This is a genomic window from Eubacterium sp. CAG:161, assembly GCF_000432355.1.
In the GTDB taxonomy this organism is placed as follows: Bacteria; Bacillota; Clostridia; order Lachnospirales; family Lachnospiraceae; genus Eubacterium_G; species Eubacterium_G segne.
The window spans coordinates 67,861-87,974 of sequence record NZ_HF991853.1 but is presented as its reverse complement, the minus strand read 5'-3'; the positions used below and the strand labels follow the sequence as shown (position 1 = coordinate 87,974).

The 20,114-nt window shown below is 36.2% G+C and carries 25 protein-coding genes and 1 tRNA gene; 6 read left to right on the top strand and 20 right to left on the bottom strand.

Annotation, left to right across the window (positions count from 1 at the left end; translation table 11 throughout):
• The 8 genes from lysS to Q5O30_RS02680 form a co-directional block, all read right to left on the bottom strand.
• Window positions 1-1,716: lysine--tRNA ligase (gene lysS, locus Q5O30_RS02715; protein WP_302674542.1), on the bottom strand; the 1,716-nt coding region annotated here is incomplete at its 3' end.
• 25 nt (window positions 1,717-1,741) lie between these two features.
• Window positions 1,742-2,227: a transcription elongation factor GreA gene (gene greA, locus Q5O30_RS02710; RefSeq protein WP_021952225.1), complete on the bottom strand. Its 486-nt coding sequence runs from the start codon at window positions 2,225-2,227 to the stop codon at window positions 1,742-1,744.
• Between the two features lie 120 nt (window positions 2,228-2,347).
• Window positions 2,348-3,301, bottom strand: coding sequence for a tRNA dihydrouridine synthase DusB (gene dusB, locus Q5O30_RS02705; protein WP_021952224.1), 954 nt, complete (start codon window positions 3,299-3,301; stop codon window positions 2,348-2,350).
• Window position 3,302: 1 nt separating this feature from the next.
• Window positions 3,303-4,073 (bottom strand): type III pantothenate kinase, encoded by a 771-nt coding sequence (locus Q5O30_RS02700; protein ID WP_021952223.1) that lies wholly within the window; start codon window positions 4,071-4,073, stop codon window positions 3,303-3,305.
• Window positions 4,073-4,402: a DUF6145 family protein gene (locus tag Q5O30_RS02695; protein WP_021952222.1), complete on the bottom strand. Its 330-nt coding sequence runs from the start codon at window positions 4,400-4,402 to the stop codon at window positions 4,073-4,075. Before Q5O30_RS02695 ends, Q5O30_RS02700 begins: the two co-directional genes overlap by 1 nt.
• Before the next feature lie 12 nt (window positions 4,403-4,414).
• The gene (locus Q5O30_RS02690; RefSeq protein ID WP_021952221.1) at window positions 4,415-5,329 is read right to left on the bottom strand and encodes an SPFH domain-containing protein; all 915 of its coding nucleotides are present in this window, start codon (window positions 5,327-5,329) and stop codon (window positions 4,415-4,417) included.
• Between the two features lie 65 nt (window positions 5,330-5,394).
• Window positions 5,395-5,820 carry an NfeD family protein gene (locus tag Q5O30_RS02685; RefSeq protein ID WP_021952220.1) on the bottom strand — a complete coding sequence of 142 codons (426 nt, stop codon included), beginning with the start codon at window positions 5,818-5,820 and terminating at the stop codon, window positions 5,395-5,397.
• Between the two features lie 261 nt (window positions 5,821-6,081).
• Window positions 6,082-6,603 carry an SH3 domain-containing protein gene (locus Q5O30_RS02680; protein ID WP_021952219.1) on the bottom strand — a complete coding sequence of 174 codons (522 nt, stop codon included), beginning with the start codon at window positions 6,601-6,603 and terminating at the stop codon, window positions 6,082-6,084.
• Window positions 6,604-7,003: 400 nt separating this feature from the next.
• Between Q5O30_RS02680 and Q5O30_RS02675 the strand changes: the two genes are divergently transcribed.
• Window positions 7,004-7,480 carry a DUF6465 family protein gene (locus Q5O30_RS02675; RefSeq protein ID WP_021952218.1) on the top strand — a complete coding sequence of 159 codons (477 nt, stop codon included), beginning with the start codon at window positions 7,004-7,006 and terminating at the stop codon, window positions 7,478-7,480.
• 66 nt (window positions 7,481-7,546) lie between these two features.
• On the opposite strand, the gene Q5O30_RS02670 is transcribed toward Q5O30_RS02675, so the two are convergent.
• From Q5O30_RS02670 to Q5O30_RS02650, 5 genes are all read right to left on the bottom strand, one after another.
• The gene (locus Q5O30_RS02670; protein WP_021952217.1) at window positions 7,547-7,765 is read right to left on the bottom strand and encodes a DUF1858 domain-containing protein; all 219 of its coding nucleotides are present in this window, start codon (window positions 7,763-7,765) and stop codon (window positions 7,547-7,549) included.
• Window positions 7,766-7,902: 137 nt separating this feature from the next.
• Complete coding sequence (locus Q5O30_RS02665) at window positions 7,903-8,427, bottom strand: peptidylprolyl isomerase (RefSeq protein WP_021952216.1); 525 nt, start codon at window positions 8,425-8,427, stop codon at window positions 7,903-7,905.
• A gap of 285 nt (window positions 8,428-8,712) precedes the next feature.
• Window positions 8,713-8,835: a hypothetical protein gene (locus Q5O30_RS02660; RefSeq protein ID WP_021952215.1), complete on the bottom strand. Its 123-nt coding sequence runs from the start codon at window positions 8,833-8,835 to the stop codon at window positions 8,713-8,715.
• A 69-nt stretch (window positions 8,836-8,904) separates the two neighbouring features.
• Window positions 8,905-9,159: a hypothetical protein gene (locus tag Q5O30_RS02655; protein ID WP_021952214.1), complete on the bottom strand. Its 255-nt coding sequence runs from the start codon at window positions 9,157-9,159 to the stop codon at window positions 8,905-8,907.
• A 19-nt stretch (window positions 9,160-9,178) separates the two neighbouring features.
• The gene (locus Q5O30_RS02650; protein ID WP_302674541.1) at window positions 9,179-9,427 is read right to left on the bottom strand and encodes a hypothetical protein; all 249 of its coding nucleotides are present in this window, start codon (window positions 9,425-9,427) and stop codon (window positions 9,179-9,181) included.
• Between the two features lie 106 nt (window positions 9,428-9,533).
• Here Q5O30_RS02650 and Q5O30_RS02645 point away from each other — a divergent pair, with 106 nt between their 5' ends.
• On the top strand, window positions 9,534-9,734 hold the full coding sequence (locus tag Q5O30_RS02645) for a hypothetical protein (RefSeq protein ID WP_302674540.1): 201 nt from the start codon (window positions 9,534-9,536) through the stop codon (window positions 9,732-9,734).
• 384 nt (window positions 9,735-10,118) lie between these two features.
• Here Q5O30_RS02645 and Q5O30_RS02640 read toward each other — a convergent pair whose 3' ends face one another.
• The 4 genes from Q5O30_RS02640 to Q5O30_RS02625 form a co-directional block, all read right to left on the bottom strand.
• Window positions 10,119-12,212 carry a glutamine synthetase III gene (locus tag Q5O30_RS02640; RefSeq protein WP_021952212.1) on the bottom strand — a complete coding sequence of 698 codons (2,094 nt, stop codon included), beginning with the start codon at window positions 12,210-12,212 and terminating at the stop codon, window positions 10,119-10,121.
• A 277-nt stretch (window positions 12,213-12,489) separates the two neighbouring features.
• Complete coding sequence (locus Q5O30_RS02635; protein WP_302674539.1) at window positions 12,490-13,365, bottom strand: class B sortase; 876 nt, start codon at window positions 13,363-13,365, stop codon at window positions 12,490-12,492.
• Between the two features lie 128 nt (window positions 13,366-13,493).
• Window positions 13,494-14,360, bottom strand: coding sequence for a class II fructose-1,6-bisphosphate aldolase (gene fba, locus Q5O30_RS02630; protein WP_021952210.1), 867 nt, complete (start codon window positions 14,358-14,360; stop codon window positions 13,494-13,496).
• An 82-nt stretch (window positions 14,361-14,442) separates the two neighbouring features.
• On the bottom strand, window positions 14,443-15,786 hold the full coding sequence (locus tag Q5O30_RS02625; protein ID WP_021952209.1) for a family 16 glycosylhydrolase: 1,344 nt from the start codon (window positions 15,784-15,786) through the stop codon (window positions 14,443-14,445).
• A gap of 184 nt (window positions 15,787-15,970) precedes the next feature.
• On the opposite strand from Q5O30_RS02625, the gene Q5O30_RS02620 reads away from it, so the two are divergent.
• From Q5O30_RS02620 to Q5O30_RS02605, 4 genes are all read left to right on the top strand, one after another.
• Window positions 15,971-16,351: a spore coat associated protein CotJA gene (locus Q5O30_RS02620; RefSeq protein WP_243169529.1), complete on the top strand. Its 381-nt coding sequence runs from the start codon at window positions 15,971-15,973 to the stop codon at window positions 16,349-16,351.
• A complete protein-coding gene (locus Q5O30_RS02615) occupies window positions 16,348-16,608 on the top strand; it encodes a spore coat protein CotJB (protein WP_021952207.1) in 261 nt (86 codons plus the stop codon). Before Q5O30_RS02620 ends, Q5O30_RS02615 begins: the two co-directional genes overlap by 4 nt.
• Window positions 16,608-17,213, top strand: coding sequence for a manganese catalase family protein (locus tag Q5O30_RS02610; RefSeq protein ID WP_021952206.1), 606 nt, complete (start codon window positions 16,608-16,610; stop codon window positions 17,211-17,213). The genes Q5O30_RS02615 and Q5O30_RS02610 overlap by 1 nt, the downstream gene beginning before the upstream one ends.
• A 204-nt stretch (window positions 17,214-17,417) precedes the next feature.
• Window positions 17,418-18,662: a 6-phosphofructokinase gene (locus tag Q5O30_RS02605; protein WP_021952205.1), complete on the top strand. Its 1,245-nt coding sequence runs from the start codon at window positions 17,418-17,420 to the stop codon at window positions 18,660-18,662.
• A gap of 159 nt (window positions 18,663-18,821) precedes the next feature.
• Here the strand turns inward: Q5O30_RS02605 and Q5O30_RS02600 are convergent.
• The 3 genes from Q5O30_RS02600 to Q5O30_RS02590 all read right to left on the bottom strand — a co-directional run bounded on the left by Q5O30_RS02600 (window position 18,822) and on the right by Q5O30_RS02590 (window position 19,717).
• A tRNA-Gln gene (locus Q5O30_RS02600) sits at window positions 18,822-18,894 on the bottom strand.
• Between the two features lie 113 nt (window positions 18,895-19,007).
• A complete protein-coding gene (locus Q5O30_RS02595; RefSeq protein ID WP_021952204.1) occupies window positions 19,008-19,436 on the bottom strand; it encodes a S24/S26 family peptidase in 429 nt (142 codons plus the stop codon).
• Window positions 19,437-19,453: 17 nt separating this feature from the next.
• Window positions 19,454-19,717 (bottom strand): PqqD family protein, encoded by a 264-nt coding sequence (locus Q5O30_RS02590; protein ID WP_021952203.1) that lies wholly within the window; start codon window positions 19,715-19,717, stop codon window positions 19,454-19,456.
• Window positions 19,718-20,114 lie beyond the last annotated feature (397 nt).

Sequence of the window (20,114 nt, the reverse complement as noted above, 5' to 3'; positions counted from 1 at the left end):
TACTGCAACGCACTCTTTAACCTTTACTGCACGGAAATCTGACTTGCTGAATGTATCAAAATCAACTTCTTCCTCAAATAAAGGCTCAATCTTTACCTTGGAAAAATCAATCTTTTCAGGCTCTGCCTTCACTTCCACATCAGCCTTAGGTTTTACATCATTTTTCTTATTTACATCATCCAACTTCTTCATTGTTGGGAACAACAGCACGTCCCTAATTGCTGCAGAGTCTGTAAGTAACATTACCATTCTGTCGATACCAAAGCCGATACCGCCTGTAGGTGGCATACCAATTTCAAGGGCATTTAAGAAGTCCTCATCTGTATGTTCTGCCTCATCATCACCTGCTGCAAAAGCCTCTTCCTGTGCTGCGAATCTTTCTCTCTGGTCAATTGGATCGTTAAGCTCTGAATAAGCATTAGCCAATTCCCATCCGTTCATAAAGAACTCAAAACGTTCTACATAATCAGGATTTTCCGGTTTCTTCTTTGTAAGTGGAGAAATCTCAATTGGGTGATCCATAATAAATGTAGGCTGAATCAAATGTTCCTCTACATATTCCTCAAAGAATAAGTTTAGGATGTCACCCTTCTTGTGACGTTCCTCAAATTCCACATGATGCTCTTTAGCAAGCTCTCTTGCCTGTTCTAATGTTTCAACTTCATTCCAGTCAACACTTGCATACTTCTTAACAGCATCTACCATGGTAAGTCTCTCAAACGGCTGACTTAAATCCATCTCAATACCATTGTATGAAATCTTTGCGCTGCCACAAACCGTTTCAGCCAGATGTCTGTAAAGATTTTCTGTTAAATCCATCATACCGTGGTAATCTGTATATGCCTGATATAATTCCATAAGAGTAAATTCCGGATTGTGTCTTGTATCAACACCTTCATTACGAAATACTCTTCCAATTTCATAAACCTTCTCAAGTCCGCCTACAATAAGTCTCTTTAAGTAAAGCTCCAATGAAATACGAAGCTTAACATCTTCATCTAAAGCATTAAAATGTGTCTCAAAAGGACGGGCAGCCGCACCACCTGCATTGTGAACAAGCATAGGTGTTTCAACTTCCATAAATCCCTGTCCGTCTAAGAACTTTCTGATTTCACTTATAATCTTTGATCTCTTAATAAATGTATCCTTTACTTCCGGATTCATAATAAGGTCAAGATATCTCTGACGATATCTTAAGTCTGTGTTTGTAAGACCATGATGCTTTTCCGGAAGAATCTGAAGACTCTTTGATAAAAGTATAACTTCTGTTGCGTGGATACTCTTTTCACCTGTCTTAGTAGTAAATGCGTATCCCTTTACGCCAACGATGTCACCGATATCCATCTTCTTAAAGGCTTTATATTCGTCAAAAGGTTCATCTCCTAATTCATTTCTGGCTACATAAACCTGAATATTTCCTGTTTTATCCTGGACATTACAGAATGATGCCTTACCCATAACACGTTTAAGCATAATACGTCCTGCAATACAAACAAGTTTAGCATCATCTTTAATGAGCTTTCCTTCCTCGTCATGCTGACATTCAAACTGTTCAAAATTATCCTTAATTTCTGTTGTATGATTTGTAACATCATACTTTGTAATCTGGAAAGGATCCTTTCCCTGTGCCTGCAAATCAGCAAGTTTCTCGCGACGTACCTTTAAAAGCTGATTTACATCCACCTGCTGGTTATTATTCTTATTCTGCTCTGCCATTTTTAACTCCTAATATACAAATATTTTATCTCTCTGTCTTAATTTCAAGAACTTTATATTTTGAAACAGTATCACCCATTTCAACTTCAACTTCCTCACCAACTTCTTTTCCAATAAGTGCTCTTCCAAGAGGTGATTCATTTGAAATAAGTCCCTTTAAGCTGTTAGTCTGTGTTGAACCAACAATGCTGAATTCCAATTCCTCATCATATTCAAAATCATAAATCTTAATATGACAACCAACGTTAATCTTCTTATCATCAATGTCATCTGCACCAACAACTTCAACGTTTTTAAGAATCTTCTCTATTTCTTCAATTCTTGTTTCAATATCTCTCTGCTCATCCTTTGCAGCATCATATTCAGCATTTTCTGATAAGTCTCCCTGCTCTCTTGCTTCCTTAATCTTTGCTGCAACTTCTTTACGTTTATTTACTTTTAAATCTTCTAATTCTGCCTCTAATTTCTGTAATCCTTCATAAGTAAGAATATTTTTCTTTGCTTCTGCCATTTTCTATTCCTCCAATCGGCTACTGGTTCAAAACTTTTACACTTTATAATAGCAAGGTGACTGTTTATTGTCAACCTTAACGCCCTATTTTACTGGGGATTTTGCCAAAATTCCCCCTTGTTATAACCTGGATTCTATAACCTCTTTTAGAGACTCCCAGCTTACTATTTCATTACATCTGCGTCTAAGCTCTGCTGAATGTGGCAGACCCTGTGTGTACCAGGCAATATGTTTCCTCATTTCCCGCACTGCGGTATATTCGCCTTTGTACTCAATAAGCATAGATGCATGTTTTAAAATCATGTTTTTCACCTCTTCTGCCGAAGGCTTCTCAGGCACTATTCCTGTTTTAAGATATTCATTAATTTCCTTAAAAATCCACGGATTTCCTCTGGCAGCTCTTCCTACCATAAGTCCGTCGCATCCGGTATATTCCTTCATTGCCTTAGCATCCTGTGGTGAAAAAATATCACCATTTCCTATAACCGGGATTTTCACCGCCTCTTTCACTGCCTTAATAATATCCCAGTCAGCCTTTCCGCCGTAATACTGCTCCCTTGTTCTCCCGTGAACAGCTACAGCTGCCACTCCACAGCTTTCAGCAATCTTTGCAATTTCTACCGCCTGAGATTCCCCATCCTTAAAACCTTTCCTTGTTTTAACAGTTACCGGTTTGTTAATGGCTTTAACCATTTTTGTAAGGATTTCCTCAACTAATTTAGGCTGTGTCAAAAGGTATGAACCCTCATGGTTATTTACAATTTTAGGCACCGGGCATCCCATATTTATATCAATAAAATCACAGTTCCCTTCCGCCACACGGCTACCTATTTCAGCCATTATATCCGGATCGGAGCCAAACAGCTGGATCCCCACAGGATGTTCTCTTTCGTCAATGTTAAGAAGTACATCTGTATTTTTATTTTTGTATAATATAGCCTTGGCACTTACCATTTCCGAATACAATATGCCGCATCCCTGTTCCTTGCAAAGCAGACGAAATGGCAGGTCTGTTCCCCCTGCCATTGGTCCTAATGCCAAACTATTTTCAATTTCAACATTACCTATTTTCATATTATTTTCTGTTCTTTTCGTAAATTATTCGCATTCCCTGAAGTGTCAGTTCGTTATCATATATATCAATTCTGTCCGTATTTTTATAAATTATACGTCCCATTCCCCCTGTAGCAATTACCTTAAGATTGTCAAGACCGCTTTCTTCCTTTATCTTATCAATAATATACTCCGTCTGTCCGATGTATCCGTATACAATACCTGCCTGCATGCTTGAAATGGTATCCTTTCCTAAAATAGATGACGGCTTTTTGATTTCCACCTCAGGAAGTTTTGCAGTACAATCCCAAAGTGCCTTGGCACAAATCTTTATTCCCGGAGATGTAACCCCCGCTTCAAAAGTTCCGTCCCCTAAAATCAAATCATATGTAGTAGCTGTTCCGAAATCCACCACGATACATGGTCCGCCGTAAAGTTCATAAGCTGCCACTGCGTCAACTATTCTGTCAGAGCCTACCTCCCTAGGGTCGGTTCTATTAATTTTTATACCTGTTTTAGTACCGATACCTACGATTATAGGCTCAATTCCAAAATATTTAATAATTCCACTGTTAAGGGAATACATAACCTTAGGCACAACAGATGAAATAATAACATCTTTTATGCTTTTAATATTAATTCCCTTTCTAACTATCATTTCAGCAATCAATGAACCAAATTCATCTGATGTTCTAACCGCCTGAGTGGTAATTCTGAAAGTAGAATGTATGTCTTTTCCCTCAAACAATCCCAGTGTAATATTTGTATTTCCTACATCAACTGTCAACAGCATTACGCATCTTCTCCTAAAACAAATACTTTATAATACATTTCCAAAGATTCCAGCAATTCAGCCTTTTCCAGCTGTATCTGTCTGATTTTCAGTCCGCTTCCGATATCATCATATAATATGTCTCCTTCGTCTGCTTCCGTAATCAGTCTGAGACTTCCGTCCTCCTGAAACTCCAGTAAAAAAATTCCTCCTACGTCTTCCGTGAACAACACACACATTATTTGTAATTCCTGCTTAATCTGTTCCGGGAGATTAGAAAACTGTTCATTTAAATAATATTTCTTCTCATATGCACTAGCGCCACACAAGACCATCTTTTCATTAAACATTTCCAAGTACCTTTAATCTTTAATAACTTCTGCTAACGCTTTCACTGAACCGGCAATTCCCTGAATTTCAGATGGAATAATAATCTTTGTTGCCTGACCGTCAGCTGCTGCGGCAAATGCTTCAAGGCTCTTAAGTGTTATAACCTTATCATCAGCACCTGCTTCTTTAATAGCTCTGATACCATCAGCTGTTGCCTGCTGAACCTTAAGAATAGCTTCAGCCTCACCGTCTGCCTCAAGAATTTTCTTCTGCTTATCAGCTTCTGCCTTTAAGATAGCTGACTGCTTATCAGCTTCTGCATTAAGAATGGCTGCTTCTTTCTTACCTTCTGCAATAAGAACTGCTGATTTCTTTTCACCTTCTGCTCTAAGAATCTGTTCACGTTTTTCACGTTCAGCTCTCATCTGCTTTTCCATTGCTTCCTGAATATCTCTTGGTGGAATAATATTCTTAAGTTCAACTCTGTTAACCTTAATTCCCCATGGGTCAGTTGCAACATCAAGCTCTGTTCTCATTCTTGCATTTATTGTTTCTCTTGAAGTAAGTGTTTCATCAAGCTCTAAATCACCAACAATATTTCTAAGAGTTGTTGCTGTAAGGTTTTTAATGGCAACAATAGGATTTTCAACACCGTATGCATAAAGCTTAGGGTCTGTAATCTGGTAGAAAATAATTGTATCAATCTGCATTGTTACATTATCTCTTGTGATAACAGGCTGAGGTTCAAAATCAGCTACCTGCTCTTTTAAATTAACTCTTCTTGAAATTCTATCAAGAAATGGCACTTTAAAGTGAATACCCACAGACCATGTCTGCTTATAAACACCTAATCTTTCAATAACACATGCATGTGCCTGCGGCACAATTTTTACACATGTAGACACTAATAAAATTGCCAATACTATTACGATTAAAAATGGAATCATACTTAATCCTCCTAAAAATTATTATTTATGATAAAACAGTGGTTCTCTCCAACTGCCAACCAACATTATACCTGCTTTACAATAGCCTTTACCCCTTCTATGGCAACAACCTCCACTAAAGCATCCTTTTTGATTTCACTTCCGTCTTCACTTCTTGCAGTCCATTCCATACCGTCAATGGATACCTGTCCCTTTGCATTTAAGTTATCAATATCCTCAAGGACCCTGGCTTTCTTCCCAATAAGTGAATCTACATTAGTTTTTTCAGCCTTATTATTTATATACTTAACAGCTATAGGTCTTAAGAAAACCAAAACCACTACCGTTACTATTATAAACACTATTGACTGAATAATCCAATTATCCGTAATAAGCGCCGTAATACAACCTGCTAATGCTCCCACTGCGAACCATATGCATGTAAGACCTAATGATATAAGCTCAAGCACTGCAAATACTACAAATAAAATAAGCCATCCTATATAATTCATAGCTCTAACCTCCTTATATAATATGTATCTCCTGTAGTCAAAGGCATTTCACAGGGAACATTTTTGAAGGGACTTTCCTTCATCCGTTTCCCTCTGAGATAGTAAAAAACATTATAACATATACTTTACATTTTAACTAGTAATTCCCGAAATGTCAGGAATTTTTACAGGTGTACGTTTTTATAACCGTCATTGGCTTCTGCATAACCTCTATTATTTAGACAAAAAGAAACCCATATATGCGTGGATTTCTTTTATTAATTACTGTACATTATTTACATTTTCAACATATTCAGATTTTACAAATCCATTATTTCCATTATAGTTAATTTCCACCCAATCTCCCTGCTGTGATATTACCTCAAAGACTTCGTCCTGATCTACCATTCCCAAAACCTCTGCGTCTTCATTGGCCTGATCACGTACGTTAAGAGTATCAGCAATAACCTTAACCTGTGTAGCTGGCACCGACTCCGTAGCCACTTCTGTAGTTGCTGCCTCAGTTTGTGCTTCCGTAGTTTCCTCCTGAGTCTGTGCATTATCTTCTGTCACTGTTTCAGTAGTTGATTTTCCCGCTGCCACCTTTTGTGCGTCTTTATTATTAAAAGCCACTGATTCATTTACCATAGCCTGACTTTCATCTATATGGATAATATCATCCGTTCTGTTAACAGCTGCTGCTATGGTAATTATAGAAGCTACTGTAAAAATACATACATATGTCAATGCATTTACATGTCTGTAAAGACCTGTTTTTATTTTTCTCTTTTCAAATCTATTCATTATTTATCATTCCAATTACAAATATTTGTCTGTTATTAACCTATATACCTACTATTGCTTGTGAATTTTAGCAAAATTTCGACTTAAAGTCAAATTTTTCGACCACACGCATAATGTAATTTTGCTATATTTTTAGTTATTTTTCAACCCCTAATTGTGATTTTTTACTAATATTATTTTTATTTTATTTTTTAGCAAGTAGTTTTTATTATTATTTTTGGCTAACTACTGTGGATTTTGTCTGTTTTTCATAAACTTTTTTCAACTCATTGCATAATTTAAAATGTAGTTGTATTATAAAATCTGTGAAAGAGATACATATAACACTATTGGGTTGATATTACGAACTTAATTTTATAGACTTGAATCGACCTACTTATTTTTAAGGAGGATTAAAATTATGGCAAGTAAGAAAGTAACAGCAACATCAACTGTGAAAAAGGTTGAACCGGTTGCTAAAGCTACAGAAAAAAAGGTTGAAGTTAAACCTGCTGCTAAGGTTGCTGAAAAGAAGGTTGAAGCTAAACCTGCTGCTAAGGTTGCTGAAAAGAAGGTTGAAGTTAAACCTGTTGAGAAAAAAGTTGAAGTTAAAGCTACTGAAAAGAAAGCTGAAGCTGAAATTGCTAAAAAGAAGGCTGAAACAAAACCTGCTGCTAAGAAAACTACAGCAAAAAAAGCTACAAAGAAAGAAAATAACGTTTATGTACAGTTCCAGGGAATGGAATTTGACACAGTTGCAATTGAAGCTGCTGTAAAGGCTGACTACACAGCAAAGAACGGTAAGAAGACAATGTCATCAGTTTCTATTTATATTAAACCTGAAGACATGAAAGCATATTATGTAATCGATGGAATCATCGGTGACGTTGCTTTATAAGACATAATCTTATATGAGAAAAAGCTGCCATGAATTTGGCAGCTTTTTCTATATTTCAGGATTCTTCTATGCTTCTTTTGCTTCAACGCTTTCAACAAAGTCGTTTAACTTCTTTGCTAATGCATCAGCATCGATTCCATGAACCATACATGCTTCTTCAAGAGATTCTCCCTGTGAAGCAGGACATCCTATACAATGCATTCCTTCATTTAATAAAATAGGAACACATCCCATATTTATTTTAATGATATCACCGATAATCATATCTTTAGTTATCTTTGCCATAACTATTCCTCCTATTTCCTAGCTTTCTACAGTGAATTAACCACTACAGTATTTTATACAACGAATTTGTAATTTTGTAAATAGTATAAATTCTCCCAAAAGTTACAAATATGCACTTTATAATATTCTCCGTAAAATTAGCATTTTTCCGGTTCCGGATAATCCACTCCAAATGTTTCAACCGTAACCTTCTTCATAACCTGTGGTTCTAACGGTTTATCCATATAGTCTGTGGCACACTCAGCTATTTTATTCACTATATCCAAACCTTCGCAAATTTTTCCAAATGCCGCATACTGTCCGTCAAGATGTGGTGATGTTTCATGCATAATGAAGAACTGTGAGCCTGCTGAATCCGGCATCATTGTTCTTGCCATTGAAAGTACACCTGGCGTATGCTTTAAATCATTGGCGAAACCGTTTCCTGAAAACTCACCTTTAATTGAGTATCCCGGTCCGCCAACACCTGTTCCCTGAGGATCTCCACCCTGAATCATAAATCCTCTTATTACTCTGTGGAAAATTACTCCATCATAAAATCCCTTGTTTACAAGACTTATAAAGTTGTTTACTGTATTAGGTGCAATTTCCGGATAAAGCTCCGCTTTCATAATATCTCCATTATTCATTTCAATTGTTACTATTGGATTCTTTTCTGCCATTTTATTTCTCCTTTAACCATTTTATCAGGCATTACCTAAAAAGTACGGATATGCCTTATTTTTTTGTATACTATACAACGTTATTCCACTTTTTTCAATGACTTTTATAGGGTTTGCCTTTTTATATCATTTTTTCCAAAATGCTCCTATTGATTAAATGTTACAAAATTGTTACACTTGTTTCATGTTCAGCTGATACAAATATTCGAGAGAATAAGGAGGACAAAACTATGTGTTTTAATTTCAATAGCTGTTCCGAGTTATTTAACGCATTTTGCAAAATTTTTAAATTCGGTTGTTAGTATTTATAAGGTTGCCCCTTTGACTGTTTAATGTCACAGGGGCAACCCTTTTTTCTCCTTTTGCTCTGAATGATGCACCTCTACCACCACAATTGTTTACCAGCATATTTTCTCCTTATTTTTTTGTACAAAAAAGACACCCCATCCAGAGGTGTCTCTTACTATTTTCATAATATTAGTGCATATTTTCAAATCTTATTCCCCAATCGTCATTTGTAGCTATAAATATGGAATTATCCGCTTTTTCAACAAATTCCTTTAATGACATGTTACCTACCATGCCATGCTCATATGCATCTTCCATATTTTTAAACTTAACTGTATCACCTGTATCTATGTTGACTATTCTGCAAGGGTTAGAATATAATGTATAATCCCCAATATCTATTATCCTCCCTTTCATCTTATGCAAAAATGTTTCCTTTAGCATTGTTTCCGTCTCCTTTCTATTAATTCTTAAATGCTTTATTGTCGTAATACTTTACCTCTATTCCATCCGGGTATTTATAGCCAATGTTTCCACCGTATACCAATACCCTTGATGGTTTTATCCTCCTAATTGCTTCATCCATTCCATCATACCATATTTTGGTTGCATTTTCATCTTTTTCTGCCCATTGTAATGTAGGTATTACCGTAATACCTGCATTCTTCTGATATGGTAATATATCATCAATTCGCATGTATTCTATTTTCATATTTTTATTAGCTTTCATTGGGGTTTTAACCTTTCTTTTAGAAAAGATAGTCTATAGAATATTTTCTACAAACTGCCTTATCCGAATCAAATAAACTTTATAGGAGATGAAAAACGTATGCCATACGTTAGCTTTGTTGGGAACTGAACACCTACCACACGACACAAGATACACATTTGCAACATTAATGCACAATGCAAAGGCAGATGATATTACCCCTAAAAAAATTATGGGGCACAAAATAGATGATATTACCAAAAGTGTATATACACAGATAGCTCTAAAAAATGCTACTAGAAATATCTAAAATCGACCATTAATTTATATTCTACGAGCGTTATTTTTTACGTTTTTTCATAATTTTAAAAAATAAAAATCCCCATAAGCACTGGATTTATGAGAAACTAAATTTTACATCACGTTCATAAATTATTTACAAGGAAAACACTCTTTTTTCACGATTTTCTTTTATCATAATAACATAAACAAAAGTTATTACTTTTTTGTTTATGTTTTTTCATAATTTTTTTAGAATCGGATAAATCCGATTCCCTCCCTTTTTTATTATTAGAATATATTTGCGGAAAGGATGCAGACATGCATCCTTTTTGTATTGTGTAGTCATTTAAAAAGGACTGCCACCATACAGTGGCAATCCTTTCATTAATAATCAATTAATTATCTATGTTCTTTACAATTCAAAAACAAGATCTCCATATGTTGGCATTGGCCATAATTCCTTAGGCATTATAAGTTCAAGTTCGTCAGCCGGCTTTCTAAGCTCTGCCATAGCTGCCATAACATCATCCTTATATTCTTCCGCTTTGCACTTTATACATTCAGCATCTGCTGCCTTAGCAGTAACTTCCTCTAATGCCTTAACAGCTGTTTTCATTTCAGCTAATTTTCCTGAAACTTCTGATAACATATCTGCCTGTACTGAAGCATCTGCTCCTGCTTCTTTTACTGCAATTACAGTATCTGCAAGCTTCTTAGTATACTTAACTGCTGCAGGAATAATCATCTTGTTAGCCATTTCAATCATTGTTAATGCTTCAATGTTTCTAACACCTGCATACTGTTCAAATAAAATATCCTCTCTTGCTTCAAGTTCAGCCTTTGAAAGGACGTTAAACTTCTCATACATTTCAACTGTAGTGTCATCAACTAATGCAGGAATTGCATCAACAATTGACTTGCAGTTTGGAAGTCCTCTCTTTTCTGCTTCAACAGGCCACTCCTCTGAATATCCGTTACCGTTAAATACGATTCTTTCATGTTCTCTCATTAACTTAGCTGTATATTCTTCTACTGCCTTGTCAAAGTCTTCTGCTCCCTCTAATGCATCACATGCATTGCTGAAAGCTTCAGCCATCATTGTATTAAGTACTGTATTTGTATCACCAATTGAGTTAGATGAAGCAACCATTCTGAACTCAAATCTGTTGCCTGTAAATGCAAATGGTGATGTTCTGTTTCTATCTGTAGGGTCTTTTTCAAGTACAGGAAGCTTCTTGATACCAAAATCAAGTGTTCCTGATGAAAGACTTGATGTAGCCTTACCATTCTTAATTATCTGGTCAACAATATCACCAACCTGATCTCCAAGATACATTGAAATAATAGCAGGAGGTGCCTCGTTTGCTCCTAATCTGTGGTCGTTACCTGTATTAGATGCAGCAAGTCTTAAAAGAACTGCATGTCTGTCAACAGCTGCCATTGTACAAGCTAACACTAACTGGAATAACTTGTTGTTTTCAGGTTCCTTTCCCGGCTTAAACAAATTGATTCCGTCATCAGTTGTAAGTGACCAGTTGTTATGCTTACCTGAACCGTTAATTCCATCAAAAGGCTTCTCATGTAATAAGCATACAAATCCATGCTTTCTTGCTGTTTTCTTTAAAATATCCATTACTAAAAGGTTGTTATCAAGGGCAACATTTGAAACTGAAAAAATTGGGGCAATTTCGTGCTGTCCCGGCGCAACCTCACGATGCTGTGTTTTTGCTGTAATTCCTAATTTCCAAAGCTTAACATTTAAATCTTCCATAAATGCCTTTACATTTGGAGCAATTGAGCCAAAATACTGGTCATCCATTTCCTGTCCCTTAGGAGGCATAGCACCGAAAAGTGTACGTCCTGTGTAAATAAGGTCAGGTCTCTTCATATATTTATCTTCATCCACAAGGAAATATTCCTGTTCCGGTCCAACGTATGAGAAAATTCTCTGAGTCTTTTCATCACCAAATAATCTCATAAGTCTTACACCCTGCTTACTTACTGCATGCATTGCTTTAAGTAATGGAGTCTTTGTATCCAATGACTCACCTGTGTATGAGCAGAATGCTGTAGGTATGCAAAGAGTTCCTTCCTTAATGTAAACAGGTGATGTGATATCCCATGCTGTATATCCTCTTGCACTACATGTAGCTCTAAGTCCACCTGATGGGAATGAAGATGCATCAGGTTCACCCATAAGTAAATCTTTTCCTGTAAATGTATTCTCAATCTTTCCGTCTGTTACAGTTGAAGAAAATGAATCATGTTTTTCAGCTCCTACTGAAATAACATATGGCTGGAATACATGTGTAAAATGTGTAGCACCCTTTTCCAATGCCCATTCTTTCATAGCCTGTGCAACCACATCAGCTAACTCCTCTGTAATTTCTCCACCCTGGTACATAAGGCTCTTAACCTTCTCATAATCGCTTTTTGGTAAACGGACTTTCATGACTGCATCATCAAAAACATCTTCACCAAAAACTTTCTCAATATTTACTCCCATAGTTTCTGTTCCTTTCTTCTACTAACATATTTTTCCGCCAATTTCTTATGGAGCTACCATAAAAAAAAGGACACTTCTCCAAATATACTGTTTTGAAGAACGCCCTTGTCCTTAATCTCATTTAGCGGTGAGGTACTACCTCATTCGCCCTATAATCTACATCATTTCTTTATAAAAATCAATAGCTACCAGGTATTTATCTAATTTTTTAAACCTTTTTCTTAATAAAATTAAGTTTAAGGCTTATTTTTGTAATTTTTTGTATTTTTTTGGCATTTTAATCCACTACTTCCTCACCTCTGTAGAGACAAACAATCTGTCTGTTTCCATAGTCGTCCACGCATGTTGAACACATTATAATTTTGTCGGAAGTGTCAGGTTTTCTAACTCCAAAATTGCATCTGCTTCTGGAAGATACAGTATTTATCCAGTTCTGAAACTCCCCGTCATTGGCAAATCCATATTTATATATATTTTCATTATCATCCTTATCTGAAAACACGGAAAATACATAATATATATAATGCCTATACCCTACATATATATCAAACGTAGGATGTTTCCTGCAAAAATCATCATCCCTAAAGTTCATCAGTTCCTTAAACATAGAGCCGTCTAACATATTGTGACCATATAAAATGCACATTTTTCCATCCAGTCCGGCAGTTCTGTAGTCCAAAAAGATGGCTCCTGCTCCATTGTAGACCTTGTCAGAGCCTCTCTTTAAATAAAAATCATTGTCACTATGCTCCACTATAGGATACTGTATTCTGGTTCCGTTAAGCTTTATATAGCCCTTAGCCTCGTCATTATATTGAAGCATTTCTTTATAATCCCATTTCCATGTGGAAACAGATTTTGTGTATCTTATGGACTTATTATCCTGACTTTTTTCAGTGGTTTTCTCTTCGTTGTCCTTAATAAACATCTGATTTATCTGGGCATATTTTTTCTCGTCCTCTTTGTAATTCAAGTAGGATTCCGTGAGGTTATATGAGGCATAAATAAGTATCCCTCCTGCAAATAATATGGCAAACACTCGCACTACATTATATATTGCATTAGGGATTTTTTTATGTTTTTTCCCGGTGATTTCGTTATTTAATTGTTCCTGTTTGCTATCCTTTGCCTTGTCCACTTTATTACCTGCCACACTTTTTTTCTAAACATAATTATAAAATTATTTCCCTTAAAAATCAACAAAAAGAAGGCTACTACCTAAAGTAACAGCCTTCTCTTGTTACAACGCCCCATTACGAGCATTATATAAATATTATTTAATTATTCAGCTTTTCCAACTGAACCGAAAAGTTCCATCTTTTCTTTTACTGTAGCCTTAATAGCTTCAGCACCAGGAGCAAGAAGTTTTCTAGGGTCAAATCCCTTTCCTTCTAAGTCCTTTCCGGCTTCAATGTATTTTCTTGTTGCGTCAGCAAATGATAACTGACATTCTGTATTAACGTTAATCTTTGATACGCCAAGGTCAATAGCCTTCTTAATCATATCTTCAGGAATACCTGTACCACCGTGAAGAACTAATGGCATAACTCCTGTCTTCTGCTGAATAGCATCTAATGTTTCAAAGCTAAGTCCTTCCCAGTTTGCAGGATATTTTCCATGGATGTTACCAATACCTGCTGCAAGCATATCTACACCAAGATCTGCTACTGCCTTACATTCGTCAGGATCTGCGCACTCGCCTCTTCCGATAACGCCATCTTCCTCACCACCAATTGAACCAACTTCTGCTTCAATTGACATACCCATGTTATGTGCTACTGAAACTAATTCCTTAGTCTTTGCAATGTTTTCTTCGATAGGATAATGTGAACCATCAAACATAATTGATGTGAATCCAGCTTTAATACACTTATAGCATCCTTCATATGTTCCATGATCTAAGTGAAGTGCTACAGGAACAGTGATTCCCAATTCTTCATCCATAGCCTTTACCATAGCTGCTACTGTTTTAAATCCTGTCATATACTTTCCGGCACCTTCTGATACTCCTAAAATAACCGGGCTCTTTAATTCCTGTGCTGTTAAAAGGATTGACTTTGTCCATTCAAGATTGTTGATGTTGAACTGTCCAACAGCATAATGTCCTGCTTTTGCCTTTTCCAACATTTCCTTAGCTGATACTAACATAATGTACCTCCATAAAATTCATTAATTGTTATATTCTAAACAACCGTAATTAGTATACTCCATTTTACTTAAAATGCCAATACTATTTTATGGTAATTTTTGCGGTTTTACTCCATTTTCCGAAAATTTTCTTACCCCTTGAATCAATGGAATAGGCACGTACTTTTACCTTGTAAGTTTTCCCGGAAACAAATTTTCCAAAAGTTACGATTTTAGATTCTGAATATTTTGTTTTTTTGCCTACTTTTATCTGATAGCCGTCAACCTTACCCTTTACTTTGTACTTAACTGTCGCCATTTTTCTGTAAATCTGCTTAGTTGAAGTGATTTTTGTCTGCTTAACTGAGATTTTCTGCCATTTAGCTTTGGCAGTTATATCTGACTTTATCATTGTTGATTCAGTTAATTTTTTATCTCCATTATACCAACCTAAAAATTTGTATCCCTTACGTTTAACATTTGGCAGAATTATTGTTTCCCCTGCTAATACCTTTTGCTGATTTACCACCTTGGTAATGTTACTAAACTTCACTGAATAAACCGGTACGCTGCTTTTTTCAGATTTTTCCCATACACCGTCATATGAACCGTTATCACATTCTCTCTGATAAACTCTCACATAATCAACCATCATTTTTTCAGATACAAAATCGTCTTCCGGTGGGAAATATGGCAAATTGCCTCCCACTGCCAAATTAAGAATAATGTAAAACGGCTTTTTTAATTCTGATTTGTGGCTTTCTTTTAAGCTAAATGTTTTGTAAACCTTTCCGTCTACCGTCCATTGCATTTGTTTCGGAGTCCAGATAAGACCATATGTATGCCATGCTGTTTTATCCTTGAAATTTTTAGTGCTGGAAGCCTCATAAGTATCTCTTCCCGGTCTGTCTTTTTCATTTTCCCAGTGAATTGTGCCCTGAGCAAACTGATAGCTGTTCCATGTTTCAAGAATATCTATTTCTCCGCAGTACGGCCAGCCTTTGTCATTGTATCCCAACATCCAAAATGCCGGCCACATTCCTGTAACTGCCGGCACTTTCATACGTGCCTCAATTTTTCCATATTTAAAGGACTGCAAATTTGATGTTTTAATTCTTCCTGATGTATACTTTGTAGCCTTTTTCATTCCCGGACCTTTATAATTATCCGCTCTGGCTGTTATAACAAGGGAACCGTTTTCCACCTTTACATTATCCTCCCTGTCTGTATAATACTCCAGTTCATTGTTTCCCCAGCCGAAATTTGCGCCACCATTTCCTATATCATAAGTCCAATTTTTTAAATTAAGTTTTGTGCCGTTAAATTCGTCGCTCCAAACCATTTTGTACTGTGTGGATTTTGTAGCTGCATTAATATTTTTAACACCAAAACCTAACAATGTGCCTATTAATGTTATCATAAATATCCTTTCTGCTATTTTTCCCATATTTCCTCCTTTAAAATATTTTACCACTTATGTTAAGTTTATAAAAAAATGTCACTGCCATAAAGGTGTCTTTTTTTTAATTGGTACATTTTTTATAGCAAATATATTCAGAACCATACGTTTTTTTTAGCATACATTAATAATGTAAATCATAAAGGAAAAGGTATGTTAAATGGCTTGTAATATGAATAACAATATGGGAAATTCCCCTATAAACAGTCGTGGCTGTTTAAACTCAAGGTGTGGAAATACCCGCAATATGAACTGCAACATGAATACAATGCATAATGGCACCGGTTGTGGTATGAATCGTAGCTTCAATGCCGGTAACAGGCAGATGCCTCCGTCCCACCGTGATTCTGATAATTCCACACATGAATGTGGATGTAAAAGGAATGAAGGTTGCGACCGCGGCAATGAACCTGTAGATTCCATGGTTCCTGCTATGTCATATGTTCCGTGGCAGATTTGGAGAAATATCTACTGTATAGAAGAAGGACTGGAAAAAGGCACCATTTTTGAAGATATGGATAAACCTTATATTGGGAGGTGTGGTAAAAAATGAAAAACATGTGCAAAGAAGATTTAATGAAAATTATTACTCAGGCAAGTTTTGCCATGGATGATACCCGATTGTTTTTAGACACTCATCCCAATTGCACTGAAGCTATTACGTTCCATCAGAAGATGGAGAAGGTGCGCCAGGAGGCATGGGATGAGTATACTAAGAGATTTGGGCCGCTAAGATTTTATGAAACCGATAATTGCGATTATTGGGAGTGGAATAAAGGTCCTATGCCTTGGGAAGGAGGTAATTGCTAATGTATGTTTATGAAAAAAGACTCCAGTACCCGGTAAATATTAAATGTAGGAATCCTAAAATGGCACAGGTGATTATAAGCCAGTATGGTGGACCCGATGGCGAAGCTAGTGCTGCCATGCGTTATATGTCTCAAAAATATGCCATGAAAAATTCCCGTGTTGCCGGATTGTTGAACGATATCGCAACTGAAGAAATGTCACACCTCGAAATCGTCGGAACCATAGTTTCCCAGTTGGTTAAAGATCTTCCATGTGATGAAGTAGATGTGGCAGGCTTTGAGAAATACTATGTTGACCATACTTTAGGAGTGTGGCCACAGGCGGCAGGCGGAGTTCCTTTTACAGCTACTGAATTTCAGTCTTCCGGTGACCCTATTGCAGACTTAGTGGAGGATATGGCTGCGGAACAGAAAGCCAGAAAGACTTACGATAACATCTTAAGTCTTGTAAAAGATAACGAAGTAGCAGATCCAATACGATTCCTGCGTAAACGGGAAATTGTTCATTTCCAGCGTTTCGGTGAAGCTTTAAGACTTATTAACGAAGATTTGGATAAAAAGAATTTCTATGCTTTCAATCCAAGCTCCTGCGTAAAAAACTGCTAATTTAAAATCCGGGCAGATTTTCAATTAAAAACTTGAATGTCTGCCGGATGATTACATAATTGTTATAAATTCCGTTAAAATAATATACACTTGATTTCCGGATTTCCATTACAAATTCTCTGTTGGTTTTTACTCTAATCTGGGGTATACTGTACGTATATTCATTTTTTAAATTAAAAAATTTTTACAGCGAGAGGAGAAATTATGAAGAATTGTCTAGTTGCCCAGTCAGGCGGGCCTACCGTAGCCATTAATGCCAGTCTTGCCGGTGTTATACAAGGGGCTATTGACAGCAAACAATTTGACAAAATATATGGTTCTTTAAACGGAGTTCAGGGGCTTTTAAACGGGAGGCTAATGGACTTGTCCCAAAAATTTGAAGACACCCCTATGTTTATTGAGCTTTTAAAAAAATCGCCTTCCATGTATTTAGGTTCATGCCGTTATCAGCTTCCTGATTACTCAGAAGATGATGCGCCATATGCCTACATTTTTAACAAATTTGAACAGTATGACATTGATGCCTTTTTCTATATTGGTGGAAATGATTCAATGGATACGGTGGACAAGCTTAGCACCTATGCCAAAGCTATTGACAGGGACATAAAGATTATTGGAATTCCAAAAACAATTGACAATGATTTATGTATTACCGACCACACCCCGGGATATGGTTCTGCGGCAAAATATGTGGCGTCTACTCTTTTGGAAATCGGTCATGATACCTCAATTTATCCTATTAAGAGTGTAACTATTGTGGAAATAATGGGACGTGATGCCGGATGGCTTACAGGGGCTTCAGTTTTAGCACGAAATAAGTACAATTTTGCACCGCATCTTATTTACCTTCCGGAGGTCGCTTTTGACGAAAAGCAGTTTATCAAAGATGTTCGTACTGCAATGGACAGATATAATAATGTTGTTATTGCAGTATCCGAGGGAATAAAGGATGCAAAGGGACAATATATAAGTGCTACTTCTGCCGTGGAGGATACATTCGGTCATAGTCAGCTTAGTGGTACGGGAAAGTGCCTTGAATATATTATCAAGCAAAATATTCAGGTAAAAGTTCGTTCCGTGGAAATCAACATTCTCCAAAGATGTGCAGCTCATATGTCCTCAATTACCGACATTGGTGAGGCGTTTCGTCTTGGCAGACATGCTGTTGAAGTTGCACTTCAAGGTAAGACTGCTGTTATGGTTACTGCCATCAGGAAATCAAATTCTCCATATTCCGTAGATATGGGAGATACTGATGTTAAAAATGTTGCAGGTCTTGTAAAACATGTACCAAGGGAATGGATTAATGATATGGGCAATGATGTTACCCAGGAGTTTATTGATTACGTATATCCGTTGATTTTAGGTGAGCCTGTTGTAAAATACCAGCGTGGTATTCCTGATTATCTAGATATTTCGCATTTATTTCCAAATAAAATAGGTGAATAAGTATGTTTAAAGGAGTAGGATATTGCTTTCTACTCCTTTTTATTACAGTGATATTTTCCCAATAATATCTATATATCACCATAGTATTTTTTCAAGATTTTAATTCCAGATGCTATTGTATGCAACAAAAAAACAGTACCGGAAACCGATACTGTTTAGCTGGCCCACAAGGATTCGAACCTTGAAAATGCTGGAGTCAGAGTCCAGTGCCTTACCATTTGGCGATGGGCCATCGTCTTGCGACAGAGAATATTCTATCACACCCCATTTTATATTGCAAGTGTTTTTTTAATTATTTTAAGGTATTTTCTGTTTTTTCACCTTTTCCAATATAAATATTGCCATTTACCTGTTTTTTATACATAATTTGCATTTTTTAATAATATGCTTAACTCTGCGAATCCAGTATTTTCTGCAGGTTTTCTTCACATATGCCACATATTCCCGGTTGTCAGCAGTAATTTCCTTTTGATCCCTGTAAATCAAATCCGTAACTCCTATTATCCAGTCAAAGGGAACTTTTTCCCTCCATCCCCTATTGTCACCACTTATAACATAATGGTCTTTTTTTACCTTAACTATTCTGTGAAGCACATATTTTCCGTCAGGTCTTTTGTATAATGGTAAATCATATTTTTTCAATCTGCCACTAACAGGAATAATCTTAACGGTATCCCTTCTGTTTCTTAAAAGTGGCATCATGCTATCACCTACAATGGTTGAAAGATAAAACCCATTCTCTTTAATAGCATTTTCTATTGTGGTCTTTTCCATAATACCTCTCAAATAATTTATTCTATAATTCCGGGAGTCTTTAATGAAGTAATAAAATTATCAACATCCTTTGTTGCTAATTCAATATCTACATCATATTTTTCCAAAAGTGAATTTATTAAATCATTTCTACTTGCACCATCAGAAATTTTTCTCCAAAGATATTCACCGGTTTCATTTAATTTAACCATACCGTTAAATATTTTACTGGCGGAACCAATTGAAACAACTACAGCCTGTCCTCCCATGTTTCTTAACACAAATCCTTCTTTTATTTTCATTGTCTTCCTCCATATTATTGTATATTTGCTTATTCATTTTTCATGGCATCATATGCCATTTGTGCAGCCTCTTTTGAAATGTTACATCCCATGGAATACATTGGAACTTCTTTTAATAACATATCTCCATAGTCTAAGGTTTTTAAGATAGCCTTAGCATCCTGAGGTCTGTATATCTGGTTCATTAACAATTCAACAGATTTGTCCGCACCTATCCTTTCAATATGGTTCGTTTCTGCCTGATGCAAAAAACATATTCCTGCAAGTTTTGCACACCTGTTAGTAGAAAGGCAATGTTTTCCATCCCAGGGTGTTCCATAAGCATACACTCCATCCTCTTTAAACTTCAAAAGTGGCTTGTCATCATTTATCATAATAACGTCTTCGCCAAAATTTT

What these genes read in the sequence shown, in the direction of transcription:
- greA (WP_021952225.1), bottom strand. Translation starts at nt 2,227, where the DNA reads ATGGCAGAAGCAAAGAAAAATATTCTTACTTATGAAGGATTACAGAAA.
- dusB (WP_021952224.1), bottom strand. Translation starts at nt 3,301, where the DNA reads ATGAAAATAGGTAATGTTGAAATTGAAAATAGTTTGGCATTAGGACCA.
- Q5O30_RS02700 (WP_021952223.1), bottom strand. Translation starts at nt 4,073, where the DNA reads ATGCTGTTGACAGTTGATGTAGGAAATACAAATATTACACTGGGATTG.
- Q5O30_RS02695 (WP_021952222.1), bottom strand. Translation starts at nt 4,402, where the DNA reads ATGTTTAATGAAAAGATGGTCTTGTGTGGCGCTAGTGCATATGAGAAG.
- Q5O30_RS02690 (WP_021952221.1), bottom strand. Translation starts at nt 5,329, where the DNA reads ATGATTCCATTTTTAATCGTAATAGTATTGGCAATTTTATTAGTGTCT.
- Q5O30_RS02685 (WP_021952220.1), bottom strand. Translation starts at nt 5,820, where the DNA reads ATGAATTATATAGGATGGCTTATTTTATTTGTAGTATTTGCAGTGCTT.
- Q5O30_RS02680 (WP_021952219.1), bottom strand. Translation starts at nt 6,603, where the DNA reads ATGAATAGATTTGAAAAGAGAAAAATAAAAACAGGTCTTTACAGACAT.
- Q5O30_RS02675 (WP_021952218.1), top strand. Translation starts at nt 7,004, where the DNA reads ATGGCAAGTAAGAAAGTAACAGCAACATCAACTGTGAAAAAGGTTGAA.
- Q5O30_RS02670 (WP_021952217.1), bottom strand. Translation starts at nt 7,765, where the DNA reads ATGGCAAAGATAACTAAAGATATGATTATCGGTGATATCATTAAAATA.
- Q5O30_RS02665 (WP_021952216.1), bottom strand. Translation starts at nt 8,427, where the DNA reads ATGGCAGAAAAGAATCCAATAGTAACAATTGAAATGAATAATGGAGAT.
- Q5O30_RS02660 (WP_021952215.1), bottom strand. Translation starts at nt 8,835, where the DNA reads ATGCTGGTAAACAATTGTGGTGGTAGAGGTGCATCATTCAGAGCAAAA.
- Q5O30_RS02655 (WP_021952214.1), bottom strand. Translation starts at nt 9,159, where the DNA reads ATGCTAAAGGAAACATTTTTGCATAAGATGAAAGGGAGGATAATAGAT.
- Q5O30_RS02650 (WP_302674541.1), bottom strand. Translation starts at nt 9,427, where the DNA reads ATGAAAATAGAATACATGCGAATTGATGATATATTACCATATCAGAAG.
- Q5O30_RS02645 (WP_302674540.1), top strand. Translation starts at nt 9,534, where the DNA reads ATGAAAAACGTATGCCATACGTTAGCTTTGTTGGGAACTGAACACCTA.
- Q5O30_RS02640 (WP_021952212.1), bottom strand. Translation starts at nt 12,212, where the DNA reads ATGGGAGTAAATATTGAGAAAGTTTTTGGTGAAGATGTTTTTGATGAT.
- fba (WP_021952210.1), bottom strand. Translation starts at nt 14,360, where the DNA reads ATGTTAGTATCAGCTAAGGAAATGTTGGAAAAGGCAAAAGCAGGACAT.
- Q5O30_RS02625 (WP_021952209.1), bottom strand. Translation starts at nt 15,786, where the DNA reads ATGGGAAAAATAGCAGAAAGGATATTTATGATAACATTAATAGGCACA.
- Q5O30_RS02620 (WP_243169529.1), top strand. Translation starts at nt 15,971, where the DNA reads ATGAATAACAATATGGGAAATTCCCCTATAAACAGTCGTGGCTGTTTA.
- Q5O30_RS02615 (WP_021952207.1), top strand. Translation starts at nt 16,348, where the DNA reads ATGAAAAACATGTGCAAAGAAGATTTAATGAAAATTATTACTCAGGCA.
- Q5O30_RS02610 (WP_021952206.1), top strand. Translation starts at nt 16,608, where the DNA reads ATGTATGTTTATGAAAAAAGACTCCAGTACCCGGTAAATATTAAATGT.
- Q5O30_RS02605 (WP_021952205.1), top strand. Translation starts at nt 17,418, where the DNA reads ATGAAGAATTGTCTAGTTGCCCAGTCAGGCGGGCCTACCGTAGCCATT.
- Q5O30_RS02595 (WP_021952204.1), bottom strand. Translation starts at nt 19,436, where the DNA reads ATGGAAAAGACCACAATAGAAAATGCTATTAAAGAGAATGGGTTTTAT.
- Q5O30_RS02590 (WP_021952203.1), bottom strand. Translation starts at nt 19,717, where the DNA reads ATGAAAATAAAAGAAGGATTTGTGTTAAGAAACATGGGAGGACAGGCT.